This is a genomic window from Nonomuraea roseoviolacea subsp. carminata (assembly GCF_024172185.1).
GTDB lineage: Bacteria > Actinomycetota > Actinomycetes > Streptosporangiales > Streptosporangiaceae > Nonomuraea > Nonomuraea roseoviolacea.
Map to the genome: position 1 here is coordinate 2,105,054 of NZ_JAMZEC010000001.1, position 15,587 is coordinate 2,120,640.

17 protein-coding genes are annotated in these 15,587 nt (G+C 73.8%); 4 read left to right on the forward strand and 13 right to left on the reverse strand.

Annotation, left to right across the window (positions count from 1 at the left end; translation table 11 throughout):
- Positions 1–56: 56 nt before the first annotated feature.
- A complete protein-coding gene (locus HD595_RS09525; RefSeq protein WP_253767653.1) occupies positions 57–914 on the reverse strand; it encodes a serine hydrolase in 858 nt (285 codons plus the stop codon).
- On the reverse strand, positions 911–1,828 hold the full coding sequence (locus HD595_RS09530; protein ID WP_253767655.1) for a LysR family transcriptional regulator: 918 nt from the start codon (positions 1,826–1,828) through the stop codon (positions 911–913). Before HD595_RS09530 ends, HD595_RS09525 begins: the two co-directional genes overlap by 4 nt.
- 86 nt (positions 1,829–1,914) lie before the next feature.
- Here HD595_RS09530 and HD595_RS09535 point away from each other — a divergent pair, with 86 nt between their 5' ends.
- Complete coding sequence (locus tag HD595_RS09535; protein WP_253767657.1) at positions 1,915–3,525, forward strand: penicillin-binding transpeptidase domain-containing protein; 1,611 nt, start codon at positions 1,915–1,917, stop codon at positions 3,523–3,525.
- A gap of 33 nt (positions 3,526–3,558) precedes the next feature.
- Here HD595_RS09535 and HD595_RS09540 read toward each other — a convergent pair whose 3' ends face one another.
- The 11 genes from HD595_RS09540 to HD595_RS09590 all read right to left on the reverse strand — a co-directional run bounded on the left by HD595_RS09540 (position 3,559) and on the right by HD595_RS09590 (position 12,328).
- The gene (locus HD595_RS09540; protein ID WP_253767659.1) at positions 3,559–4,251 is read right to left on the reverse strand and encodes an HAD family hydrolase; all 693 of its coding nucleotides are present in this window, start codon (positions 4,249–4,251) and stop codon (positions 3,559–3,561) included.
- Between the two features lie 80 nt (positions 4,252–4,331).
- Complete coding sequence (locus HD595_RS09545) at positions 4,332–4,958, reverse strand: HAD family hydrolase (protein ID WP_253767661.1); 627 nt, start codon at positions 4,956–4,958, stop codon at positions 4,332–4,334.
- Between the two features lie 91 nt (positions 4,959–5,049).
- Positions 5,050–5,505: a DUF2690 domain-containing protein gene (locus tag HD595_RS09550; protein ID WP_253767663.1), complete on the reverse strand. Its 456-nt coding sequence runs from the start codon at positions 5,503–5,505 to the stop codon at positions 5,050–5,052.
- Positions 5,506–5,605: 100 nt separating this feature from the next.
- Positions 5,606–6,163: a DUF6912 family protein gene (locus tag HD595_RS09555; protein WP_253767665.1), complete on the reverse strand. Its 558-nt coding sequence runs from the start codon at positions 6,161–6,163 to the stop codon at positions 5,606–5,608.
- Positions 6,164–6,193: 30 nt separating this feature from the next.
- Complete coding sequence (locus HD595_RS09560) at positions 6,194–6,850, reverse strand: HAD family hydrolase (protein WP_253767667.1); 657 nt, start codon at positions 6,848–6,850, stop codon at positions 6,194–6,196.
- A gap of 52 nt (positions 6,851–6,902) precedes the next feature.
- Positions 6,903–8,252 (reverse strand): glycoside hydrolase family 3 protein, encoded by a 1,350-nt coding sequence (locus tag HD595_RS09565; protein WP_253767668.1) that lies wholly within the window; start codon positions 8,250–8,252, stop codon positions 6,903–6,905.
- 114 nt (positions 8,253–8,366) lie between these two features.
- Complete coding sequence (gene ptsP / locus HD595_RS09570; protein WP_253767670.1) at positions 8,367–10,106, reverse strand: phosphoenolpyruvate--protein phosphotransferase; 1,740 nt, start codon at positions 10,104–10,106, stop codon at positions 8,367–8,369.
- A complete protein-coding gene (locus HD595_RS09575; RefSeq protein WP_253767672.1) occupies positions 10,103–10,360 on the reverse strand; it encodes an HPr family phosphocarrier protein in 258 nt (85 codons plus the stop codon). Before HD595_RS09575 ends, ptsP begins: the two co-directional genes overlap by 4 nt.
- Before the next feature lie 171 nt (positions 10,361–10,531).
- On the reverse strand, positions 10,532–10,978 hold the full coding sequence (locus tag HD595_RS09580) for a PTS sugar transporter subunit IIA (RefSeq protein ID WP_253767674.1): 447 nt from the start codon (positions 10,976–10,978) through the stop codon (positions 10,532–10,534).
- An 11-nt stretch (positions 10,979–10,989) separates the two neighbouring features.
- Positions 10,990–11,226 (reverse strand): PTS sugar transporter subunit IIB, encoded by a 237-nt coding sequence (locus HD595_RS09585; protein WP_253767676.1) that lies wholly within the window; start codon positions 11,224–11,226, stop codon positions 10,990–10,992.
- A gap of 67 nt (positions 11,227–11,293) precedes the next feature.
- Positions 11,294–12,328 carry an SIS domain-containing protein gene (locus HD595_RS09590; RefSeq protein WP_253767678.1) on the reverse strand — a complete coding sequence of 345 codons (1,035 nt, stop codon included), beginning with the start codon at positions 12,326–12,328 and terminating at the stop codon, positions 11,294–11,296.
- A gap of 118 nt (positions 12,329–12,446) precedes the next feature.
- Here HD595_RS09590 and HD595_RS09595 point away from each other — a divergent pair, with 118 nt between their 5' ends.
- From HD595_RS09595 to HD595_RS09605, 3 genes are all read left to right on the forward strand, one after another.
- Entirely contained in the window at positions 12,447–13,187 is a 741-nt protein-coding gene (locus tag HD595_RS09595; protein ID WP_253767680.1) for a GntR family transcriptional regulator, read from the forward strand.
- Between the two features lie 33 nt (positions 13,188–13,220).
- Entirely contained in the window at positions 13,221–14,639 is a 1,419-nt protein-coding gene (locus tag HD595_RS09600; RefSeq protein ID WP_420540697.1) for a PTS transporter subunit EIIC, read from the forward strand.
- A 246-nt stretch (positions 14,640–14,885) separates the two neighbouring features.
- Entirely contained in the window at positions 14,886–15,509 is a 624-nt protein-coding gene (locus HD595_RS09605; RefSeq protein WP_253767682.1) for an Rv3235 family protein, read from the forward strand.
- Positions 15,510–15,587: the final 78 nt, after the last annotated feature.

The window sequence follows — 15,587 nt, forward strand, 5'->3', positions numbered from 1 at the left end:
GCCCCATCCTGTCGCCCGGTCGGGCGGAAGTCATACCCGCTCCGCCACACAACTAGCTAGCGTCTTAGGTGGTCCACCGCCATACGCGCGGCCGTGCCGATCACCGCGTCGGCGCGCGGCTGGTTGACCGCCGGGCTGAAGGACCGGGTGAACACCGCCACCGCGTAGCGGCCGCCGTCGGGGTATTCGACCACCCCGGCCTCGGCGCGCAGCGTCGGCAGCGAGCCGGTCTTGCCGCTGACGTCCACGTCGTCGTACGGGAAGCCGGAGGCCAGCCGGTGCGGCCACACCTGCTTGTTGAGCACCGAGCGCATCCAGGCGCAGGAGGCGGGCGAGGCGGCCTCGTCGCGCCAGATGAGCCCGAACAGCTCGGCCGTCTCGCGCGGGGTGCTGCGGTTGGTGCGCGGCGGGTCCAGCACGCTCAGCCGGTCGATCTCCTCCAGGTCGAGGTACGGCCAGCCGTGCCCGGTGTCCTCGGCCATGCTGGTGTACAGGTCGGCCGACGTCTGCTGGACGAAGGTGCCCCGCAGCCCGAACCCCGCCAGCATGGTGTTGACCGCCTCGAACCCGACCCGGGCCGACAGCACGTCCGCGGCGGTGTTGTCGCTGACCGCGATCATCAGGTAGGCGAGGTCCCGCAGCGACAGCGTGGCGTCGTCCAGCATGGCCGACAGCCCGGTGGGCCCGAAGGCGCGCTCGTCCGGGCGCACGGTCACCGGCTCGGCCGGGTCGAGCAGCCCGGCGTCGGCCTGCCGGCAGAGCTCGACGAGCAGCGGCACCTTGAACACCGAGGCGGTCGGCACCGGCACGTCCGAGCCGTGCCCGACCTCCCGGCCGGTGTCGATGTCCGTCGCGTGCAGCCAGCCGGTGACGCCCGCCGCGCGGAAGACCGCACCGAAGTCCGGCTCGTTCATGCCAGCACCCCCGGCCGGCGGCTGACCCGCCGCACGGGCACCGCGCCCTCGTCCGCCATACCGGCGCGCTCCTTCAGCGTTCGTACGGCCACCGCCGAGAAGGCGGCGACCGCTTCCGTCTCGACCCGCCAGGCCGTGGAGACCCGACCGGCGATGGGCGAGCCTAGCAGCGGGCGCCAGGCCAGCCCCGGCAGGTCCGTGCGCGGTCCGAAGGCCACCGCGGCGCCCGCGAGCACCAGGCCCAGGCCGGCGCCCTCGTGCACCTGCGGCGGCACGTACCCGTGGCGGCGGCACTCGGCCAGCACCTCGGCGTGGACGCCCGGCTCGCCCTCGCGGGGCGGCATCAGCAGCTCACGGCCGCCCAGGTCGGCCAGGTGCAGCTCGCCGCCCCGGGCCAGCGGGTCGTCCTCGGCCAGCAGCACGCCCTGCGACTGGATCAGCGGCGGGCCGAACAGCATGCCGGGCGCGGCGAGGGGGTGGCGCACGATGCCCACGTCGATGGCGCCCTCGGCCAGCGCGGCGACCTGCTCGGCCGTCCAGATCTCGGCGGGCGCGAGGCGGACCTCGGGATGGCTCTCCCGGAAGCCCGCGACGAGTCCGGCGATCACGGCGGGCGCCAGGTCGGGCGGGACGCCGACGCGCAGCACGGTGCCCTGGCCGTGCCGGGCCAGCTCACGCAGCCGGTCGGCCCGGGAGACGATCTCGCGGGCCTCGCCGAGCAGCAGCCGCCCGGACTCGGTGAGCCGGACCTGCCGGGCGGAGCGGTCGAACAGCCGGACCCCGAGCTCCTCCTCCAGGCGCTTGATCCGCTGGCTGAGGGGCGGCTGCGCCATGCCGAGCCGGATCGCGGCGTTGCCGAAGTGGAGTTCCTCCGCGACCACGATGAAGTAGCGAAGGTGCCGGACGAGGTCCATGAGCAGCAACTATAGCCAAACTCATATGCAGGTTCGGCTCATATCGGTATTGGACAGAAAGGCGAGGGCTCTGGTCTTCTCACCCCATGGCACCACCAACGGGGACAATCTACGCCCACCTCAGGGAGGACGAGCGGCGTCCGCGCAGGCGGCGCAGGTGGCGATGGGTCGCCGCGGCGCTGCTCGTCCCGGCCCTGGCGGCCGGCGGCACGCTCTGGGTCCTGCGCACGCAGGGCACGCCCGAGCAGACCGCCGACGACTACCTGGACGCGTGGACGGCGCAGAGCTACGCCACGATGCGCGAGCTCGTCGCCGACCCGCCCGCCGACTTCGAGCAGTGGCACCGGCGCTTCCTCACCGACCTCAAGGCCGAGCGCGCCACCTTCCACCGCCCCATCCCGAACGGGGTCTTCGCCAGGACCGTGGGCGACGACGGCACCGTGTCCTTCCAGGCCAGGATCCAGGGACCGAGGGACTGGGACTACGACGGCGAGCTGAAGCTGGTCGAGCGCGGCGGCAGGTGGAAGGTCGCCTGGACCCCGGCCACCCTCCACCCCCGGCTCAGGAAGGGCGGGTCGCTGCGGGCGGTCACCCGGCCGGGCGAGCCGGCGCACGTCCTCGCCGCCGACGGCCGGCGCATCGACACCCCGGACACGCCCGGCTCGGTGCAGCAGCTCGTCGAGGGCCTCAAGCAGACCTACCCGGACTGGTTCGCCGCCTACAAGGAGACGACGATCGAGCTGTACGAGGGGGACCGGCCGGTCGAGACGCTCGTCGCGGCCGGCGGCAAGGTGCCGCTGAAGACCACGATCGACCTGAAGGTGCACCGGGCGGGGGCCGCCGCGCTGGAGGGCGTGGACAAGCCCGCCTCGCTGGTGGCGCTGCGGCCCTCCACCGGCGAGATCCTGGCCGTGGTCAACAAGCCGGGCGGCTTCAACCGGGCGCTGCTCGGCAAGTACCCGCCCGGCTCCACGTTCAAGGTCGTGACCGCCTCCGCGCTGGTGGCCGACGGCGCCAAGCCGGACGCCCGGGTGCAATGCCCCGCCGAGCAGAACATCGGCGGCTTCCCCTTCCACAACGCCGGCTTCAAGGACTACGGCACGCTGGCCTTCCGCGACGCCTTCGCCCACTCCTGCAACACCACGTTCGGCGCGATGAGCGTGGACCGGCTCGGCGCCGACCGGCTCGCCGGGGTGGCCGCCAGCTTCGGCTTCGGCGCGGCGATCACGCCGGGCGTGCCGGCCGTGAAGGCGGAGTTCCCGGCGCCGAAGGACGACACGGACCTCGCCTCCGCCTCCATCGGGCAGGGCCGGGTGCTGGCCAGCCCGCTGAACATGGCCTCCGTGGCCGCGGCCATCGCCGCCGGCGCCTGGTGGCCGCCCCGGCTGGTGCCGGAGGAGCGGATGCCGGACCACACGCTCCGGCCGCGCCCCCTGGAGAAGAACGTGGTGCGGGCGCTGCGCGACCTCATGCCGGCCGTCGTCACCGACGGCACGGCCCAGGCCGTCAGCTTCCCGGAGGGTACGGCGGGCAAGACCGGCACGGCGGAGTACGGGTCGGGCAAGGAGCCGCCCGCGCACTCGTGGTTCGTCGGCTACCGGGGCGACCTGGCCTTCGCGGTGATCGTCGAGGGCGGCGGGGCCGGCTCGGCCGTCGCGGCCCCGGTCGCGGCCCGCTTCCTCAAGGCGCTCGCCTGACGGGCGCCCGGCCGCGCCGTGGATGGTCCGGGGTCAGGCCGGGGTGGTGAGGCGGGCGACGGCGGCCACCACCTCGGCGGCGTCGGACAGGTCGGGCAGCACGACGTCGGCCCCCGCCTCGCGCAGCTCGCCCGCGGTCGAGCGGCCCGACGCCACCGCGATCATCGCCGCGCCGCCGATGCGGGCGGCCTGGACGTCACGGGCCGAGTCGCCGATGACCACGGTGTTGGCCGCCGTGAACGGCGTGCCGAGCCGCTGCCCGGCCCGCCCCTGCGCGACCTGGAGCAGCGTCGCCTTGGGGTAGGCCTCCTCGCCGTAGCCGCCGAGCTCGAAGTCGATGTGCTTGTCCAGCCCGAACGCCTTGAGCTTGAGGACGGCGTTGCCCTTGACGGTGCCGGTCAGCACCGACTGGACCACGCCGTCGAGCCGGGCCACGGCCTTGAGCGCGGCCTTGGCGCCGGGCATCGCCCGGCCCTCCCGCGGCAGCCTGCCGCGCCGGTCGGCGAAGGCCGCGGCCAGCGCGTCGAGGAACTTGGGCAGGTGGGCGTCCTCGGCCACGACGCCGTTGAGGGCGAGGGTCTCGAAGACGATCTCGGAGTCGGGGCGGCCCAGCGCCGGGGCCAGCTTGACCAGCGGGCGGCCGGTCACGGCGCGGAACGCCTCGGCGTAGGCGTCACGGGTGACGATGGCCACGTCGACCAGGGTCAGGTCGATGTTCCAGAGCACTAGGCGGTTGATGGCGGCCTCCTGGGGGGACCCTGCAAGCGTAGGGCCAACGGGGTGGCCTCTGTCAGGGGTGGCCGCCGTCAGATGTGGTCGACGGCCTCGGCCAGCGTGTCGACGACCGGCAGGCCCGTGGCCTCCAGCTCGGCCCGCGAGGTCATGCCGCCCGTATAGAGCACGGCCCGCGCGCCCACGTGGCGGGCGGCGATGCCGTCGTCGACGCTGTCGCCGATCACCAGCACCTGCCCGGGCTCGACGTCGAGCGCCTGGATGTGGGCGGCCATGTGCGCGGCCTTCTCGCCGCCGGTGGCCCCGACCAGCCCGTCGACCCGGTTGAAGTGGCCGGTGATGCCGAACGACTCGATGATCGTCAGGAGATGGGAGTGGGGGGCCATCGAGCACAGCGACTGCGTGCCCGTCCAGCCCGCCAGCGTGGCCAGCGCGTCCTCGGCCAGGCCGCACACCGCGCTCAGCCGGAAGTAGTGCTCGTGGAAGCCCGCGTCGAGCGTCTCCCACTCGCCCTCGTTCAGCGGACGGCCGAGCAGCCGCTCGTAGGCCAGCCAGATGGGGCGGGTGTAGACGGCGCGGAAGCCGTCGGCCGTGAGGGGGGCCAGCTCGTAGGCCCTGAAGACCTCGTTGGTGGCTCCGACGACGGCGTCGATGTCGTGGAAGAGGGTGCCGTTCCAGTCCCAGATGATGTGTTTCGTCATGACAGGCTTCAGGGTAGCCGGGCCCTGCGACAGAACGGTGAACGGACCGCCGCGGCGCACGGGGCCGCGGCGGTAGTCCGTGCGAGCGGAATTACTTGCAGGCCTGGCCGGTTCCGCCGGAACCGCGCTGGCCGCCCATGCCGCTGCCCCACTTCACGCTGGCGCTGCCCCAGGCGCAGATGTTGTTGCCGTTGACCATGTTGCCCCAGTGGCGGCCGCCGTTGCCCTTCTTGAACTGGAAGGTGTCGACGGTGCCCCTGGCGTTCTGGACGGTGATCGAGCCGTAGCCGGCGGTGATCGTGTTGATCTCGATCCAGTTGGTCTTGCACGAGAACGAGTACATCAGCTTGATCGTGCCGATCTTGCCCTCAAGCTGGCTGTTGATGTTCGCGGTGCGCACCGCGCGGGCCGAGTTGCCACAGCCGGTCTGGTACGGGTCCTTGTGGTCGTATCCGCGGGCCTGGGCCGTGGCGGCCTGGGCGGGCGACATGACGACCAGGGCCGCGGCCACCGCGCCGACGGCGGTCACGACTGCTCGGAGCTTCACGAGAACCGACTCCTTCTGTAGGGGACGTGGTCCGGCCTGAGATCCTAGCGACCTTGGTCAAGAAAAGGTCAAGGACCCTTACTCCCGATTTAACACGGCCCTAATGATCGCCATGCAGAAGATGCGGAATCTCCTGCGTCGCGTACCACATGAGCTCGTGCGCCTCGGCGCCGTCCACGGTGAAGCGGGCGTCGTCGTCGCCCGCGTCGGAGGCGGGCAGCGCGGCGACGGCCGCCCCGACGTCGGGCACGGCGTACAGGTCGTCCACGTGCACCGCCGCGACCTTCGTCATCGGCACCGGCCGCGACAGGCGTACCGTCGCCCGCTCCTCCAGGCCGGCGCCGGCCGTCAGCGTGCCGTCGGGCACCTCGGCGGCCACGACCACGCGCCGGGGCACCCACACGGAGCCGTCCTCGTCCTTGACCGGCTCCGTGCCCTGCCCCGAGCCCCCGGCGGGGCGCTCGGCGGCCAGCAGCCGCAGGGAGGCGCGGGCGGCCTCGGTGAGCGCGACGTACTCGAGCTCCTCGGTGTCGCCCGAGGCGTACCACTCGGTCAGCGCGGGCGTCACCGCGTAACCGGTCAGCGGGGCCGGGCCGAGCTCGCCCGCCTCCACCGCGCGGGCGAGGGCGGACAGCGTGCACGGCAGGTAGACGCGCATCAGAAACCTTTCACAACGTGCGGAGGACCATCATGCCGGTCGGAGGGGGATCTGGAGCAGCGACTCGAGCTGCGCGATGGTCGTCTCGGCGTCGCGGTGGTGGATGCCGTGGATGCCCAGGGCACGGGCCGCGGCGATGTTGGCCTCGAAGTCGTCGATGAACACGCACGACTCGCCCGGCAGCGCCAGCAGGCCGAGGGCGTGCCGGAAGATGCGCGGCTCCGGCTTGCGCATGCCGACCTCGCCGGAGATGACCACCGCGTCGAACAGCTCGTCCCAGCCGTCGCGCGGGTAGGCGTTGGACCACGAGTTGGACAGCAGGCACGTGCGCAGCCCGTGGCCTCTGACCGCGCGCAGCATGTCGTGCATGGCCTCGACCCGCTCGAAGCCGGCGAACATCCGCTCCAGCAGGCCCTCCGCCTCCGGCGGCACCCCGTCGAGGGTCAGCAGGCGGGCGGCCAGGTCGCGCTCGAAGACCGAGCCGTCGAGCTCGCCGCGCTCCAGCGCGTGGACCACCGTCTCCTGCGCGCCGTCCGCCGCGCCGTCGTACGCCTGGCGGACCAGCTCGCTCATCACCGCGTGGTAGTGGTCGTGGTCGATGCGGTCGGCCACGATCCACCTGGCGATGGAGTCGGACAGGCTGGTGGTCAGCACGCCGCCCCAGTCGATGAGAACCCCGGCTACCACACCGCCTCCTCGGACAGGTCAGGCTCCAAGCCTAGAGCGTCGCGCGGGGAGGCTAGCTGCCCTCCCTCGTCACCCGGGCGGCCAGCCTGCGGTGCTCGGCGGAGCGCAGCACGCCGGCCGCCTCGGAGGCCGAGGCGCGCGGCGCCGCGCGCAGGAAGCCGCGCTTCTGACGCAGGGTCAGCAGCCGCGTGACGGACTGGTCGAGCCGGGCGCGGCTGATCCGGCCGGACTTCACGGCCGCCGTCACCGCGGTGTACGCCTTCGGCAGGTCGTTCGGCATGAGGAGCAGGTCGGCGCCCGCCAGCACGGCCCGCACGGCCACCTCCCCGTCGCCGTACTTCTTGCGCACGCCCTCCATGTTGAGCGCGTCGGTCGAGACCACGCCCTTGAAGCCGAGCTTCTCGCGCAGCATCCCGGTCAGGATGGGCCTGGACAGCGTCGCCGGGTCGCCGGACGGGTCGAGCTTGGGGAAGACGATGTGCGCGCTCATCACCGCGTCCACCCCGGCCGCGACCGCGGCCCTGAACGGCGGCGCGTCGATCCGCTCCCACTGCGCCCGCGTGTGCTTGATCACCGGGAGCCCGGTGTGGCTGTCGACGTCGGTGTCGCCGTGGCCGGGGAAGTGCTTGGCGCTGGAGGCCACGCCCGCGTCGCCGAAGCCCTTGACCGCGCCCGAGACCATCGCGGCGACCTTGGCCGGGTCGTCGCCGTAGGCCCGCCGGCCGATCACCGGGTTCTTCGGGTTGACGTTGACGTCGGCGACCGGGGCGAAGTCGAGGTTGACGCCGAGCGCGCGCAGCTCCTCGCCGGTGGCCTTGGCCACGGCCCGCGACCGCGCCGGGTCGCCGGTGGCGCCCACGGTGGAGGCGCCGGGGAACTTCGTCATCAGCGCCCCCATCCGGGACACCAGGCCGTTCTCCTGGTCGGTGCCGATGATCAGCGGCACCCGCGGGGAGGCCGCCTGCAGGCCGTTGGTCAGCGCGACGACCTGGGAGACGCTCGTGACGTTGGCCGGGAAGAGGATGACGCCGCCGAGGTGGTACTTCGCGATCACCTTGGCCGGGGTCTGGGCGCCGTACCTGGCCTGGTTCTCGCCGGAGACCGAGTCGGCGGACGTGCCGTACAGGACGGGCATGAAGAGCTGGCCGACCTTCTCCTCCACGCTCATGCGGGCCAGCACCCGGCTCACGTCGCCGTTCGCGGCGGGGACGCGGCTCGGCACGGCGGCGCTGGTCGTGGCCGCCGGGGTGTCCTGTCCCGTGGTGTCCTGAGCCGTGGGGACCGCCGGGGCGGTGGGTGTGACGGGAGCGCGCGTGCCGGGGGCCGCCCCCGCCGTGCCGCCTCCCCCGCACGCCGTGAGCGCGAACACGAGCAGCCCTGCCATGCCGATCCGTCCAGACATGCCCTCCACCGTATCCAGGCGGCGGCACCCCTGAAGCCCGATCCCGCCCCGTCCCGGGGTCTCCCCCGGTGTCCGATCGCGGCCACCCCCGGCCGCCCGCGGAGGTGCGGGCGCTCAGAGGCCCAGGCGATCCAGGGCGGGAAGGCAGGCACGGGCGGCGGCGCGGGCCTCTCCCGGGCCGGCGGCCGAGCGGGCCGCCTCGGCCGCCTCGCGGCACTGCTCCAGCGTGTGCTCGCCCAGCCCGGCCCGTACGGCCGGCAGCGCCGCCGCCGCCATCGACAGCGACGTGACCCCGAGCCCCACGAGCACGCAGGCCAGCGCCGGATCGGCCGCCGCCTCGCCGCAGACCCCGCACGGCCGGGCCGTCTCGGACGCCCCGGCCGCCGCCAGGCGCACGAGGTCGAGCAGGGCGGGCTGCCACGGGTCCTGGAGGTCGCCGAGCGTGCCGAGCTCCCGGTCGGCGGCGAACGCGTACTGCGCCAGATCGTTGGTGCCGATCGACAGGAAGTCCACCTCGGCGGCCAGGCTCGCGGCCCGCAGCGCCGCCGCCGGCACCTCCACCATCACCCCGGCCCGGGCCAGGCCCCTGGCCCGGCACGCCCGCGCGAACCACGCCGCCTCCTCGGCCGTCGCCACCATGGGCGCCATGACCTGGAGCTCGGCCGTCTCGGACGCGGCCGCCCGCGCCAGGGCGCCGAGCTGGGCGTCGAGGACGTCCTCGAAGCGCCGCAGCAGCCGCAGGCCGCGCTCGCCCAGCGCCGGGTTCGGCTCCGCGCCGGGCGGCGGCAGGAAGGCCAGCGGCTTGTCGGCTCCGGCGTCGAGCGCGCGCACCACGACCGTGCGGCCGGGGAAGGCGGCCAGCGCCGCCCGGTAGGCCCGCTCCTGCTCCTCGGCCGCCGGCGCGTGCCTCCTGCCCAGGAAGAGGAACTCGGTCCGGTAGAGGCCGACGCCCTCCGCCCCGTGGCGCAGCGCGGCGTCGAGGTCCTGGGGGCCGCCGATGTTGGCCAGCAGCGGCACGGGGTGGCCGTCGCGGGTCGCGCCGCTCTCACCCGCCCGGGCCAGCGCCGCGCGCCGGGCCCCCTCGACGCCCGCCACCCGGGCCAGCTCCTCGGCCGGCGGATCCGGCCGTACCTCTCCGGAGGAGCCGTCGACCAGCACGGTGGTGCCGGGCGGGATGGCGGTCGCGCCGGCGCAGCCGACGACGGCGGGCACGCCCATCGCGCGGGCGAGGATCGCGGTGTGACTGGTCGGGCCGCCCCGCTCCGTGACGAACGCGGCGACCACGTCCCGCGACAGCAGCGCGGTGTCCGCGGGGGCCAGGTCGCGCGCGACCAGCACGTACGGCCGGGGCGCGCCGCCGGGCTCGGCGGGCGGCGCGGGCTCGGCCGGGACGCCCGGCAAGGGGTGGCCGGTGAGCACGGCGATGGCCCGGTCACGGACGTCGTCGAGGTCCGCGACCCGCTCTGCCAGGTACCCGCCCGCGCCCGCGAGCACGTCGCGGTACTTCGCGAAGGCGGAGAAGACCGCCCGCGGCGCGGCGACCCCCTCGTCCACGAGCGCCTCCACCCCCACGGCCAGACCGGGGTCGGTGGCCATGAGCGCCTGCGCCCGCAGGATGTTGGCCCCCTCGCGGCCCGCGCCGCCGGAGGCATGGTCGTCCGGCCGGTCGAGCCGCGCCGCGCGGGCCTCCAGCTCGCCCGCCACCTGGCGCAGCGCCGCCAGGGCGCGTTCCTTCTCGGCGTCCGCGTCGCCCGTGTGGGCGGAGTCCTCGGGGGGTTCGGGAACGGATGCCGTCAGGATGTACGCGGGGCCGTGTCCGGCGCCCGGGCTCACCCCCGCCCCCGTCAGCGTCACGGCGATCCGGCGATGCTCGCGAGCTCGTCGAGGACCGCCTCGGCGCCGTCGCCCTCGGCCTTGATCACGACCATCTCGTCCTGCTGCACGTCGAGCGCGAGGATCTGCAGGATGCTCTTGGCGTTGACCGGGTCGCGGCCCGGCTTGGCGATCCAGACGTCCATCGGCGCCTTGGCCGCCGCCCGTACGAACGTGGCCGCCGGTCTGGCGTGCAGCCCGACGTCCGCGACCACGGTGACCTTGCGTTCAGGCATGGGTCTTCTTCCTCCTTCGCCGGTCCGGACCACGCCGGACCCGTCTGCCGTCCCGGCCTGGTGCCGGGGCCGTCTGCCGTCCCGGCGGAGCGCCGGGCCCTTCTGCCGTCCCGGTGGAGTGCCGGGTCTCGTACCATCATCGGCGTCGGCGCGGCGCCGGAGCCACACGGGTCAGAGCCAACGGAACAACTCCTCCCCTGCCCGCACGCTTCCCGGTGCCACACCGCTGACCGCGGCGGCGTCCGCGTCGAGCGCGACCACGGCGCAGACCGGCGACCGGCCGCCCGCCTCGATCGCGGCCGGGTCCCAGGCGACGACGGGCTGACCGGCGCCGACCCGGTCGCCCTCCGCCGCGAGCAACTCGAAGCCCTCGCCCTTGAGCTGCACGGTGTCGATGCCGAGGTGAACCAGCACACCTCTGCCGTCGTCCCCGACGATCACATAAGCATGCGGATGCAGTTTCATGATTTTTCCGGCGATGGGGGCCACGGCCTCGCCGGGCTCCCGCAGCGGGTCGATCGCCGCTCCGGGGCCCACCATCCCCGCGGAGAACACCGGATCGGGCACGGCCGCCAGCGCCACTGCCGCCCCCTCGACGGGGGCGAGAACAGTCGTCATGGTCTCGCCCTCTAGCCGATGAGGTCCTCGATGTCGCTGGCGATCGTGTCGGCGTCCGGACCCACGACGACCTGAACGACGTTGCCGGCGGCCATCACGCCATGGGCGCCGGCCGCGTACAGGGCGTCACGGTCGATCTTGGACACGTCACGCACCTCGGTCCGCAGCCGGGTGATGCAGGGCTCGATGTCGATGATGTTGCCGGCACCGCCGAGCCCGGCGATGATCGCGCTCGCATCCGCCGCCATCCGTCCTCCTCCTCACTGTCCGACCAGAGTAGACGGCCGTCCGGCCACGCTGGACGAACGCGCGCGATCAGTCGGTCTGCGTCACCTTGTTCAGGCCGCGCGGGGCGTCGGGGTCCACGCCGAGCCGCCGGGCCAGGGCCTCGGTCAGGAGCTGGCCGGGGACGATCAGGCCCATCGGCGCGACCCACTCGGGCAGGTCGGGGCCGTTGAGGGCGGCCGTGCCCGCCCCGGCGAGGGCAGCGCCGCCGCCGATCGTGAACGCGGGCGCGCCCGCCGCGACGACCCGCTCGGCCAGGGCGACCGTGCCGGGCAGCGTGGGGCTGTTCTCGGCGGCGAGCAGCAGCGCCGGGGTCTCGGCGTCCACGACCGCGATCGGGCCGTGCAGCAGGTCGGCGTACGACAGGCCCATGGCGTGCAGGTAGCACGCCTCCTTGAGCTTCAGCGCGGTCTCCAGCGCGGTGGAGAAGGCCAGGCCGCGGGCCGAGACGACCGCGCCGGGCTTGTCGGCCAGGCCCTCGACCACGGCGTCCAGGTCGCCCGGCGCGTCGATGAGCTTCTCGACCGCGTCCGGCACCCGCTGGAGGTCCTGCTCGTCCACCTCGGCGCCGAGGCCGAGCGCGAGCACCGCCAGCGCGGCGAGCTGGGTGGTGTAGGTCTTGGTGGCCGGCACGGCCTTCTCCTCGCCGGCCAGCGTGCACAGCGCCAGGTCGGCGGCCTGCGCGAGGGGGCTGTCGGGGCCGCCGTTGGTGACGCCGACGGTCTTCGCCCCGCAGTCGCGCGCCCAGGCCAGCGTCTCGACGATCTCCTCCGTACGGCCGGACTGGGAGATCGCCACGGCCAGGACGCCGTCCAGGTCGAGCTTGCGCCGGTAGGTCGTCGCGATGGACGGCGCGGCGAGCGCGGACAGCCGCCCCGCGCGCGACTCGATGAGGTAGCGGCCGTAGACTGCGGCGTTGTCCGACGTGCCGCGGGCGATGAACAGCAGCTGGCGGGTCCGCTCGCCCAGCGCCCGCACCTCGTCCACGCGGGGGAGCAGCGCGTCGAGTGTGGCCCTCAGCGCCGCGGGTTGCTCGGCGATCTCGCTGCGCATTCTGCTGGTCATCTCACGCTCGCAATCGTTACCGTTCGGACTTGACCCTGTTTTGCGACATGTGGTCTAGTCCGGACTAGACCAGTACGAACCATAGCCCATTGCCCAGGTCAGATCGAGGGGAGGATCCGTGGCCCGCATCGATCCGGACAGCCCGGTGCCCAAGTACTTCCAGCTGCGCGAGATCCTGCTGGACCTCATCGACAGCGAGGAACTGCGCATCGGCGCCGCCATCCCCTCCGAGCGGGAGCTGTGCCAGCGCTTCGGCCTGTCCCGGATGACCGTGCGGCAGGCGGTCGACCACCTGGTGTCCGAGGGGCGGCTGCACCGGGTGCCCGGCAAGGGCACGTTCGTCGCCCGGCCCAAGATCGAGCTGGCCCTCCAGCTCACCTCGTTCACCGACGACATGCGCGCCCGCGGCATGGAGCCCGGCTCGCGCGACCTCGACCGGCGCATCGTGCGCGCCAGCGCCCACCTGGCCAAGGAGCTGGGCATCCAGCCGGGCGAGGAGGTCCACTTCATCGAGCGGCTGCGCACCGCCGACGGCGAGCCGCTGTCCATCGAGCGCGCGCACATCCCCGTGCGCCTCGCCCCCGGCCTCGGCGACCTCGACCTGGCCGACAAGTCGCTGTACGAGCTGCTGGAGACCCGCTACGGCCTCGTCATGGACGCGGGCGAGCTGACCATCGACGGAGGCATCGCCGACCCGAGCGACGCCGACCTGCTCAAGCTGCCGCGCGGCGGCGCCGTGCTGCTGCTCCAGCGCAGGTCCTTCTCCGGCGGCGTCTGCGCCGAGCTGGGGGTCTCGACCTACCGCGCCGACCGCTACCAGTTGCGCACCAGCCTGGAAATGCCCGCCAGACGGGGGTGAGGGCCCGGCTCCCACCCTCAGGAGGAACGTCCGGTGAACGAGACCACCGCCCGGCCTTCGCCGTTCGCCCGCGCCCTGACCGCCCTCCGGCCCCGGCTCGCGCGGGTGATGACCGTACTCCAGCGGCTGGGCCGCTCCCTCATGCTGCCCATCGCCGCCCTGCCGGCCGCCGCGCTGCTCGTCCGCTTCGGGCAGCCCGACATGCTCGGCTCCAACGGCCCGGCCCCCGGCGGCCTGGCGGACGTGGCCGGGTTCGCGTGGATGGCGCGGGTCGCGCCGGTGCTGGCCGCCGCGGGCGCGGCCCTGTTCGACAACCTGCCGCTGGTGTTCGCCGTGGGCGTGGCCATCGGGTTCGCGCGCAAGGCCGACGGGACGACCGCGCTGGCCGCCGTGGTCGGCTATCTGGTGTTCGACCGGGTGTCCAAGGTGATGTTCCTCGGCTCGTCCATCCGCGGCACCGTGCTGCTGCGCAAGGTCGAGGACGGCGGGATCAACGAGGTCGTCGACTACGGGCTGCAGAACCCGACCAAGGTGCTCGGCGGCATCATGATGGGGCTCGTCGCCGCCCTGCTGTGGCAGCGCTTCCACCGGATCAAGCTGCCGTCGTGGCTGGCGTTCTTCGGCGGGCGGCGCTTCGTGCCCATCGTCACCGCCATCGTGGCGCTGCTGCTCGGCGTCGTCATCGGGTGGATCTGGCCGGTGCTCGGGGGCTGGATCGGCGACGCCGGCCAGGCCCTCAGCACGCTCGGACCGCTCGGCACCGGCATCTACGGGTTGATCAACCGGTTGCTCATCCCGCTGGGGCTGCACCACTTCGTCAACTCGATCGTGTGGCACGTGGTGCCGCAGTGCGAGGTGGGCGGGCGGGTCCTCGGCGGCGACTGGAACTGCTACTTCGGCGGGGCCGAGCACTCCGGGCAGTTCATGGCCGGGTTCTTCCCCGTCATGATGTTCGCGCTGCCGGCCGCCGCGCTGGCCATGTGGCGGGCCGCGCCGCCGCACCGGCGCCGGGCCGTGGGCGGCATCATGCTCTCGGCCGCGCTCACCTCCGTGGTCACGGGCATCACGGAGCCGATCGAGTTCGCGTTCATCTTCGTCGCGCCGCTGCTGTTCGTCGTCCACGCCGTGCTGACCGGGATCGCGATGGCGGTGACGATGCTGGTCGGCGGCCAGCTCGGGTTCGGCTTCTCCGCGGGACTGCTCGACATGCTGCTGAACGCGAGCAAGTCCAACACCCGCAACCTGCCGGGGATCCTGGCGATCGGGGTCGTGTACGGGATCGTGTACTACGTGGTGTTCAGCTTCCTCATCCGGCGGCTGAACATCCTGACGCCGGGACGCGAGCCGGAGCCGGACGTGGACTCCGGCGAGCCGCGCACGCCCCGCGACGGCGCCGCCCGCCCGCGCCCTTCGCAGCCGGACCCGTCGGGAACGGCCGGTGAGCCGGAGTGAGGGTTTCCCGCCTGGCCGTTTCACCCTTCCGCGCCGGGCCTTAAGCCTTACGGACGGCCCGGTGTCATGACGGGCACGACCGGAAGGCCGCGGGTGACGGCCGGGCACCGCTCCAGCTCCGGGTGATCTTCTCCGCCAACTCCCCCGAACCGCCGCTGCGCCGGGGAAAGCTGGCGGGCGACGTATTCGGGGGCCGGGCCGAAAACTCCTTGTAGCGATCGTCTCCCCCGCGATTCTGGAGGGCCCATGCCATCCCTTCCCCGTCCGCCTTTCGCCCGTGCCCGGGCCGCCCGTGCCGCCCGAGCCGACCGCACCGGCACTGCGACCGGCAGCACCGCCGCGACCGGGAACACTGTCGCGACCGGAAGCACCGTCGCGACCGGAAGCACCGTCACGACCGGCAGCACCGTCACGACCGGCAGCACCGTCACGACCGGAAGCACCGCCGCCGCCGTCGCCGCCGGGAGCGCCGCTGTCGCCGCCCGTCCCGAGGCCGAGCCGCCCGCGGTGGTGGGCTCCCTCGCCCTGGACACGCGGCACCTGGTGTGGGGCCCTCCGGGCGCGGCGCCGGACGAGCGGGGCCTGCGCCTGCTCGGGCAGGCCCTGGCCGAAGTGCTCACCGGCCGCCGGCCGCCCGAGACGGTGGCCGACCGGCTCACCGACCGGGCGTACCGGGAACTGGTGCGGGCCGGCCGCATGCTGGACACGCACCGCCCGCCGTTCGCGGCCGTCCCCCGCGTGACCGAGCCCGCGGACGGCGTGATCGAGATGTGCGTGCTGCTGCACTGCGGCGAACGCAGCCACGTGCTGGCCGTACGCCTGGAGCGACGCGGCGTGCAGTGGCTCGTCACCGACTTCGAGACCGCCTGACGACCTCCTGAGGGCCTCCCGAGACGGGAACGGCCCCGTTGCTCTCACCTGGGCGAGAGCAACGGGGCCGGGAAACCT

What these genes read in the sequence shown, in the direction of transcription:
- HD595_RS09525 (WP_253767653.1), bottom strand. Translation starts at nt 914, where the DNA reads ATGAACGAGCCGGACTTCGGTGCGGTCTTCCGCGCGGCGGGCGTCACC.
- HD595_RS09530 (WP_253767655.1), bottom strand. Translation starts at nt 1,828, where the DNA reads ATGGACCTCGTCCGGCACCTTCGCTACTTCATCGTGGTCGCGGAGGAA.
- HD595_RS09535 (WP_253767657.1), top strand. Translation starts at nt 1,915, where the DNA reads ATGGCACCACCAACGGGGACAATCTACGCCCACCTCAGGGAGGACGAG.
- HD595_RS09545 (WP_253767661.1), bottom strand. Translation starts at nt 4,958, where the DNA reads ATGACGAAACACATCATCTGGGACTGGAACGGCACCCTCTTCCACGAC.
- HD595_RS09555 (WP_253767665.1), bottom strand. Translation starts at nt 6,163, where the DNA reads ATGCGCGTCTACCTGCCGTGCACGCTGTCCGCCCTCGCCCGCGCGGTG.
- HD595_RS09565 (WP_253767668.1), bottom strand. Translation starts at nt 8,252, where the DNA reads ATGTCTGGACGGATCGGCATGGCAGGGCTGCTCGTGTTCGCGCTCACG.
- HD595_RS09575 (WP_253767672.1), bottom strand. Translation starts at nt 10,360, where the DNA reads ATGCCTGAACGCAAGGTCACCGTGGTCGCGGACGTCGGGCTGCACGCC.
- HD595_RS09580 (WP_253767674.1), bottom strand. Translation starts at nt 10,978, where the DNA reads ATGACGACTGTTCTCGCCCCCGTCGAGGGGGCGGCAGTGGCGCTGGCG.
- HD595_RS09585 (WP_253767676.1), bottom strand. Translation starts at nt 11,226, where the DNA reads ATGGCGGCGGATGCGAGCGCGATCATCGCCGGGCTCGGCGGTGCCGGC.
- HD595_RS09590 (WP_253767678.1), bottom strand. Translation starts at nt 12,328, where the DNA reads ATGACCAGCAGAATGCGCAGCGAGATCGCCGAGCAACCCGCGGCGCTG.
- HD595_RS09605 (WP_253767682.1), top strand. Translation starts at nt 14,886, where the DNA reads ATGCCATCCCTTCCCCGTCCGCCTTTCGCCCGTGCCCGGGCCGCCCGT.